The organism is Veillonella sp. (assembly GCF_015058545.1).
Classification (GTDB): Bacteria; Bacillota; Negativicutes; order Veillonellales; family Veillonellaceae; genus Veillonella_A.
Genome location: NZ_SVCB01000083.1, coordinates 1 through 7,911 on the forward strand (window position 1 = coordinate 1; position 7,911 = coordinate 7,911).

General features: G+C 41.7%; 6 protein-coding genes, 1 pseudogene and 2 riboswitches. Of the genes and pseudogenes, 4 read left to right on the plus strand and 3 right to left on the minus strand.

All coding sequences use genetic code 11. The features are described from left to right. The first annotated feature begins 436 nt into the window (after nt 1–436). The 4 genes and pseudogenes from E7204_RS05580 to E7204_RS05595 all read left to right on the plus strand — a co-directional run bounded on the left by E7204_RS05580 (nt 437) and on the right by E7204_RS05595 (nt 5,258). Nucleotides 437–985: a hypothetical protein gene (locus tag E7204_RS05580; protein WP_295182583.1), complete on the plus strand. Its 549-nt coding sequence runs from the start codon at nt 437–439 to the stop codon at nt 983–985. 239 nt (nt 986–1,224) lie between these two features. After that, entirely contained in the window at nt 1,225–2,574 is a 1,350-nt protein-coding gene (locus E7204_RS05585; protein WP_295182585.1) for an esterase-like activity of phytase family protein, read from the plus strand. A gap of 342 nt (nt 2,575–2,916) precedes the next feature. After that, nucleotides 2,917–3,008, plus strand: a riboswitch (SAM riboswitch). A 155-nt stretch (nt 3,009–3,163) separates the two neighbouring features. Then, nucleotides 3,164–3,998 (plus strand): annotated as a pseudogene (locus E7204_RS05590) (MetQ/NlpA family ABC transporter substrate-binding protein). Between the two features lie 245 nt (nt 3,999–4,243). Next, a riboswitch (SAM riboswitch) is annotated at nt 4,244–4,335 on the plus strand. 92 nt (nt 4,336–4,427) lie between these two features. Beyond that, entirely contained in the window at nt 4,428–5,258 is an 831-nt protein-coding gene (locus E7204_RS05595) for a MetQ/NlpA family ABC transporter substrate-binding protein (RefSeq protein ID WP_295182587.1), read from the plus strand. Nucleotides 5,259–5,522: 264 nt separating this feature from the next. Here the strand turns inward: E7204_RS05595 and E7204_RS05600 are convergent, their stop codons facing one another. The 3 genes from E7204_RS05600 to deoC all read right to left on the minus strand — a co-directional run. Further along, complete coding sequence (locus tag E7204_RS05600) at nt 5,523–5,918, minus strand: cytidine deaminase (RefSeq protein WP_295182589.1); 396 nt, start codon at nt 5,916–5,918, stop codon at nt 5,523–5,525. Between the two features lie 78 nt (nt 5,919–5,996). Continuing rightward, nucleotides 5,997–7,313, minus strand: a complete 1,317-nt coding sequence (locus E7204_RS05605) for a thymidine phosphorylase (RefSeq protein ID WP_295182592.1) — start codon at nt 7,311–7,313, stop codon at nt 5,997–5,999. A gap of 50 nt (nt 7,314–7,363) precedes the next feature. Beyond that, nucleotides 7,364–7,911 (minus strand): deoxyribose-phosphate aldolase (gene deoC / locus E7204_RS05610; protein ID WP_295182594.1); only part of this gene is annotated, 548 nt, incomplete at its 5' end.

Here is a 7,911-nt window from a genome sequence, read left to right on the forward strand (position 1 = left end):
AAAAGTAGGCGCCAAGAGGACACGCAACTAGCGTTTCTCTTTAGCGCCCCAAAATAAATTATAGAACCTTTTTTGTTGTACAAATTGAATTTTAAAGTTATGTAAAGAGTTCGTATAAAACCGTATTAAAAATTTATTTTTACTGAATAAAAACTGAATAGCATTGCAATTCAAAATAAAATCAATTTTATTCAGTTTAGCAACCTAAAAAGTCAACCAAAATAAGTTTGTCTACATTCCCATGGATAAAAAAACGACTATCATCTATTACAATTTTCTTTACTCTACTCTAATTACTTTAACTCCTTTGAAAAAGATATTTACAATTTATAATATTTTAGTTATCTTAAAGACAAGGCGAAAATGCGCGAATGGGAATCGTGTGTTTATGTCCACTATATTCATTCAATAGAATAAAGGTAAGAGGAGGTCTGTTATGAAGCATTTAAAAGTAGTTTTAATGGGGATTATGGTTCTTTTAATGTTTGTAGTAGCTGGATGTGGTACAAAATCTGAAGAGGATGTATTTGTTGGTAAATGGATTATGCAGAATCCATCATCATATCCACCAGTCAACCTTATTGTATTAGATATTCAAAAGAAAGATAAAAATTTCCAAATAAAAAAAGATGTATATTATTACGACGAACAAAAAACGAAGGACGAACGATTAATTTTTACTAATGATGTTCATTTAGAGTTTCTAAATACCTTAAATATGAAACCATATGAAATCCAAGCTAATCTAACAAATAAAGAATTATATACTGAAAATGGCAAATACATCTATAATGAAAAAGATGACACCTTAACATATGATAAAAGTATCTATGCTAGATATAAAAACGAAGACCAATTTAAAGAAAAAATTCAAGAATTAAAGCAAAAAAAAGAAGAAGAGATTAAAAATCGGACAAAAAATGCGTCTATGTTTAAATATTACTATGATAAATTTGAATTCGATGATAGCATATTAAATAAATAATTCATTTGGGGCTGTGACGAAATACGATTTAATAACCGTATTTTGTTACAGCCTTTTTTTATAAGACTACTTTTCCCTATCTTCATTTACATAATCATAACCATTTTTACATCTACTTTTATACATATAACCACTCCTTATTTTTTACACACTCCTTACTTTTCCATTACCGTCCATTGATATTCTCTTGATATAATCAGCTTACATATGCGAAATGCATAATTTTCAGGAGGTGCATGATGAAAATGCAAAAAAATTGGAACTGCTTAATCGCCTTGGGCTTGACCCTTTCGACCATGGGTGGCGTTGGTTTCGCTGCTGACGGCGTTCAAACTACGTCCTACATCGTTAAAGCTGACAAGTATCAGTTGCCGTATGCCGGCAATGAAGCGGCTTTTAACCACAAAATTAACCCCGGTTACGGCTCCGCCTTGGCTTTGAAATCCATCAACAAAGACGGTACGATTGAATTCTACGCCATCACCGACCGCGGTCCTAACGGCGACATTCCAACTTATGTGAAAAACGGTAAAAAAATGTCCGGGAAGTTCTTCCCTACCCCTGATTTCACACCAAGTATCGGTATCATCAAAGTGGATCCCGCCAAAGATCGCGCGGACATCATCAAATCCATTCCGCTCAAAGTTAACGGCAAAGCCATCTCCGGCAAACCGGTTCCATCCGGCCTCACCGGTTCCACTAACGAAGTGGCTTTAGACTTTAACATGAATAACTTGGGCACTGACGTAAACGGTCTTGATACAGAAGGTATTTCCCTCGACAAAGACGGCAACTTCTGGATCAGTGACGAATACGGTCCATTCGTAGCTAAAGTGGATAAAAACGGCAACATCCTTGAAAAATACGGTCCGGGCATGGGCTTACCTCAAGTTTTAGCTAACCGCGTGCCTAACCGTGGTAGCGAAGGTGTTACGGTTGATGAAAAGGGCCATGTATTTGCTTTCATCCAGAGCCCGATGAATATCGACGGCAAAACCGCTAAAACAGCTAAATACATCCGCATCGTTGAACTTGATCCGGTAACGAAAGCGACGACTATGTATGCGTACCCTGTAGACACAGGTTACAAAAACACCGGCGCTGCTAAAATCGGCGATATTACGTCTATCGGCAACGGTCAGTTCCTCATGATTGAACAAGGCAAACAGAACGGCAAAATGCAGAATCTCATCTACAAAGTTGACCTCAACGGCGCCACGCCTATCGCTGACAACGGCGATCTTGAATTAGGTCTTTTAGACGGTCAAATCGTACCGGCTCAAAAAGAACTCGTTCTTGATTTACGCGCTCAAGGCTGGGATATTGAAAAAGCCGAAGGTCTTGCCCTCATGCCGGACCGCAAAACTATTGTAGTTGTTAATGACAACGACTTCGGCATGGACATCAATGTAACCGACAAAGCCGTAGCGGATCCTGAATTAGACGACTACACCTATGACGCAGACAAACAGGTTATGATTTACGACGAAGATAAAGCACCTCATGATGTAACAATCAGCTTGAAGAAAAACGCTAAAGAAGAACAAGAAAGCCAGATTTGGTTCTTTACCCTTCCAAAAGCTTTATAATCTTTGGTAAAAATACCTCTAAGAAAACAAATACCTACCAATACTTAGAAAACCTCACAACTAATACACCAAAAGGGCGGCAACCTCGCGTTGCTGCCCTTTTACTACTCCCTATTCTTTTAAAAATAAGCCTTTCACAATCACCGACAGTGTGATAATAGCGTCTAGATTTTTCACAATAGATTCTATAATTTTCTTAATAGCGTCTATATTTTTCACAATAGTCTCTATAATTTTCATAATAAGTTGTATGTTTTTCAAGATATTTTAAAATTTTCCAATATCCTACTTTACAAGTATGCTTTACTCATGCTATAATCACAAAAAAGAAATTCAATAGTGAACTTATCAAGAGTGATGGAGGGACTGGCCCTATGAAATCCGGCAACCATTCGATGGTGCTAAATCCTGCGGCATATACCGAGAGATAACAAAGAGTAACGATGACTTGGTATAAAATGTCATCGTTTTTTTATTACTCATTTCACTCGATTGTTTGTATTTGGGGATACAAGCGTCATACTAAATTTCTATTTTCATCTATTCTATGTTTATAGATTCTATTTGAGAGAAAAGGAGACTTTTAACTATGAAGAAATTTTTATCCTTAGCAGCTACCTTTGTATTAGGCAGCGCACTACTACTTGCAGGCTGTGGCAGTGATCAAGGCAATGCAGCGGCCGGTTCTGACAAAAAAGTAACATTAACCATCGGTGCTTCACCGGTTCCGCATGCTGAAATTCTGGAACATGTGAAAGACCAATTGGCCAAAGAAGGGGTCGACCTTAAAATCATCGAATTCAGCGACTACATCAAACCTAACTTAGCCTTAAACGATAAAGAGTTGGATGCCAATTTCTATCAACACATCCCATTCATGAAGAAATTTGAAGAAGAACATAACATGAAATTTGTGTCCGCCGGTGCGGTTCATATCGAACCAATGGGTTTATACTCCAATAAAATCAAAGACAAGAATTTACAACAATCCGTACCAAACGGGGGTAAAGTGGCAATTCCTAATGACCCAACCAACACAGGGCGCGCTTTACAGTTATTACAACAAGCCGGTCTCATTACGTTAAAAGACCCTAATAATATTTATTCCACCAAACTTGATATTGTGGACAATCCTAAAAACTTAGACATTATTGAAGTCGAAGCGGCTCAAACACCGCGCACTCTTGATGACGTAGATATTGCCGCTATTAATGCCAACTATGGCATTGGGCGCCAATTTAAATCCGTTAGCCGATGCGTTGTTCTTAGATTCCAAAGATTCCCCATATGCTAACTTAATTGCCGTTCGTCCCGGCGATGAAAATCGTCCTGAAATAAAAAAATTGGTAGAAGCGCTTCACTCGGCTGATACTAAAAAGTTCATTGAAGAAAAATACAAGGGCTCTATCTTACCGGCATTCTAAGGAAACCAATTCTGTATTCTGAATAAAAGTATAAGCTGTATAGCCTTCCGGCTATAAGCTGTATAGGCCTCGGAATATAAGCTCTATAGCCTTCCATAATATAGTAGAAACGTATATGAAACATACACATTTACGTTTCTACTATTTTTATTTAGGCCGATTTTTACACACATTCAATTTTTTCATTCTTGCCTCTTTACAATTTTGTCCCCTCATGCTATACTAACCAAAGAATTAAATACGAAATGTTATCGAGAGTGATGGAGGGACTGGCCCTATGAAATCCGGCAACCATTCGATGGTGCCAAATCCTGCGGTATGTGCCGAGAGATAAGAAGCAATTGCTGAATGGCTCGGAAAATCCGTGGCCATCTTTTTTTATGCTCCGATACCGTTCGTCAAGCTTTTCTATTTTGAGGAGGTAGAGACATGAAAAAACTATTTAGTTTAGCCGCCGCTGCTATTTTGGGGAGTGCCTTACTATTGGCCGGTTGTGGCAGCGACAACAACGCATCCGCCGGTACATCCGGTAAAACAGTGATTACGGTTGGTGCATCGCCGGTTCCACACGGTGAAATTTTGGAACAAGCTAAACCGTTATTAGAAAAAGAAGGTATTGAACTTAAAGTTGTAGAATTCACCGATTATGTAAAACCTAATATGGCGCTTAACGACAAAGAATTGGATGCCAACTTCTTCCAGCATGTGCCATATCTTGAAAAATTCATCAGCGAACATAAAATGGATCTCGTATCCGCCGGTAAAGTTCATGTTGAACCAATGGGCGTTTACTCCAAAACGATTACCGACAAAAACTTGGAAGCAAACTTGCCTAACGGCTCTAAAGTAGCCATTCCTAACGATCCAAGTAATGGCGGCCGTGCCCTTATCTTATTACAAAAAGCCGGTCTCATCACTTTGAAAGATCCTAACAACATTTATGCTACCGCAGCTGATATTGCTTCCAACCCTAAGAATCTTGAATTCGTAGAACTTGAAGCCGCTCAATTGCCACGCAGCCTTGATGACGTAGCTATTGCCGTTATCAACACTAACTACGCTTTAGAAGCCGGTCTTGATCCGCTTAAAGGTGCTTTATTCTTAGAAGATAAAGATTCCCCATATGCTAACATCGTAGCTGTTCGTAAAGGCGATGAAAACCGTCCTGAAATCCAGAAATTGATGAAAGCATTACAGTCGCCGGAAGTTAAAAAATTCATCGAAGATAAATACAAAGGTGCTATCTTACCTGCTTTCTAAGTTATAGTAAACTAAATATGGCCGTTTGGCATAGTTTAAAAACTATATCTTAAATATATTCGAAAAACCAACAACAAATACAACTAATACAACTAAAGCCCGCTGAAGTGATTCTCATCCGAACACTTCAGCGGGCTTATTACTTAATTCACAAAAGTAGGGAACACAATTTATAGGAGTGTAACGACGCATAAATTGTAGTTAATCACTTTCTTACGAAGTGGCCGACGAACAGAACGTATTTATAACATTCTTTACGTTCAATCACTCCAAATCCTTCGGTCCAAAACTATGGGGCAACAAATCTTCCATCGTATAGCTTATAATAGCCCCTGCTTCATCAATGAGCAGGACTTCCGGAATATCAAATTCCAACATTACCTGCCGACAGGCACCGCAAGGCATGCACGGATTACTTTTCAGACCTACAATGGCAATCGCCTTGAACGCTGTGTACCCTTTAGCAATGGCCGTCTGAATAGCACCTCGTTCGGCGCACATGGTAAGGCCGTATGAAGCGTTTTCTACATTACAACCGCTTATGACGGTTCCCTCTTCACTGAGTAAAGCAGCCCCTACGGCGAAGTTTGAATAGGGACTGTACGAATGGAGTGCCGCTTCTTTCGCCGCCTCAATTAATGTTTGTTGCCAAGTTGCCATGAATGCCTCCCCTATAATCGGACGATTATATTTCACTCGCAAATTCTGTCAAAACAAAAAATTTACCGAATTAGCCAACTATACATAGCGTTCCGTACCATCAGCCGTAACTCTGGCAAAAACCAACGGCCGCTTGGCCGGCGGTTCACCGGCTATCGTAAGGGCGTCTAAGTAACGACTTTCGCCTTCGGCCAAGGTGTTTTCACGACCGCTCTGTAAATACGCAATCGTTTCGCCTGCTTCGACCGCATCACCGGTCTTTTTGAGCATCCAAATGCCCGCCTTATAATCGAGTGTATCCGTCTTCGTATAACGGCCGGCTCCTAACGCGAGCGCCGCCCGCCCACAGACTTCCGCATCCATGTGCGTGATATAGCCTGATGTAGGTGCCAATACGGCTTTTTTATAAGTTGCTTCGGCAAAGGTTGGTTCGGTCAAAACGGTGGCATCACCGCCCTGAGCTTTAACCATTTCGACGAATTTTTCAAAACCACGGCCACTCGCCAAGGTGTCTTTAGCTAAGGCTAAGCAATCATCGTAAAGACCTTTACCGCCTAAGTACAGCATATTGGCCGCCAAGGTCAAGGATTCGTGAATGAGATCATCCGGGCCTTCGCCGCGCAGTACTTCCACGACTTCCGCAATCTCCGTAGCATTGCCGATAGCCCGGCCTAACGGTCTGTCCATATCGGTAATAAGGGCCACCGTTTGACGTCCGTTATGGGTACCAATGGCCACCATCGTTTCAGCTAACTTAATCGCATCGTCCAAGGTTTTCATAAAGGCGCCGCTGCCTACTTTGACATCCAGTAAAATAGCATCACTGCCGGCAGCCAATTTTTTACTCATTACCGATGAGGCGATGAGGGGAATGCTATCCACCGTGCCCGTCACATCGCGCAAAGCGTACATGAGCTTATCGGCCGGCGCCAAGTTGCCGGACTGCCCCGTAACAGCTACGCCCACTTTTTTAACAATATTAAAGAAATCTTCTTTAGCTAGCGCCACATTCACGTGTGGAATGGCTTCCAATTTGTCGATGGTGCCGCCCGTATGGCCGAGCCCGCGACCCGACATTTTGGCCACGGGTACACCGCAAGCAGCTACGATTGAGGCAATAATGAACGTCGTCTTATCCCCTACGCCGCCGGTGCTGTGTTTATCCACTTTAATACCCGGAATCGGGCTCAAATCGATTTGTTCCCCCGACTCAGCCATAAGCATCGTCAAATCCGCCGTTTCCACATCCGTCATGCCTTGAAAATACACGGCCATGAGCCAAGCGCTCATCTGGTAATCGGGAATGTCGCCCTTAACATAATTCCCTATAATGTACTGCAACTCCGCCTTCGTATGCGCAAGGCCATTGCGCTTTTTGATAATCAATTCATTCATATGCATAGTATCACCTGTTTTCGTGAAAACCGCTGCAACGGTCTCATATATTATTTAGTCGTCACGTCACCGGTAGTAAAGGTTTCGTCCAAGCGATTCGACAATAAGCCTACGGCTGCGCTGGCACCGATTCTATCGCATCCGGCGGCGAGATACGCCGTCATATCTTCAATGGAGCGAATACCTCCGGCCGCTTTAATTTTCACATTCGGCCCGATGTGCTCTTTGAAAAGCAGTACATCTTCAAGGGTCGCACCGGCTGTACCGAAACCGGTGGACGTCTTAATGTAATCGGCTCCGCCATCCGTCACGGCTTGGCAAAGGGCGATTTTTTCAGCCTCCGTCAAATAACAGGTTTCAATGATAACCTTGAGCACCTTGTTGTCGCAAGCCTCTTTAATGGCCTTAATCTCTTCCACCACATTGGCGTAATGGCCGTTTTTCACCATACCCAGATTGATAACCATATCTATTTCCGAGGCTCCATCAGCCACAGCTTGTTTAGTTTCCGCTACTTTGACGGCCGTCGTCATATAGCCGAGAGGAAAGCCGATAACTGTACAAATATTGATAGCTTCACCATACTTCTCATACACGG

Coding starts and splice junctions, on each gene's coding strand:
- E7204_RS05580 (WP_295182583.1), top strand. CDS start 437: ATGAAGCATTTAAAAGTAGTTTTAATGGGGATTATGGTTCTTTTAATG.
- E7204_RS05595 (WP_295182587.1), top strand. CDS start 4,428: ATGAAAAAACTATTTAGTTTAGCCGCCGCTGCTATTTTGGGGAGTGCC.
- E7204_RS05605 (WP_295182592.1), bottom strand. CDS start 7,313: ATGAATGAATTGATTATCAAAAAGCGCAATGGCCTTGCGCATACGAAG.
- E7204_RS05600 (WP_295182589.1), bottom strand. CDS start 5,918: ATGGCAACTTGGCAACAAACATTAATTGAGGCGGCGAAAGAAGCGGCA.
- E7204_RS05585 (WP_295182585.1), top strand. CDS start 1,225: ATGAAAATGCAAAAAAATTGGAACTGCTTAATCGCCTTGGGCTTGACC.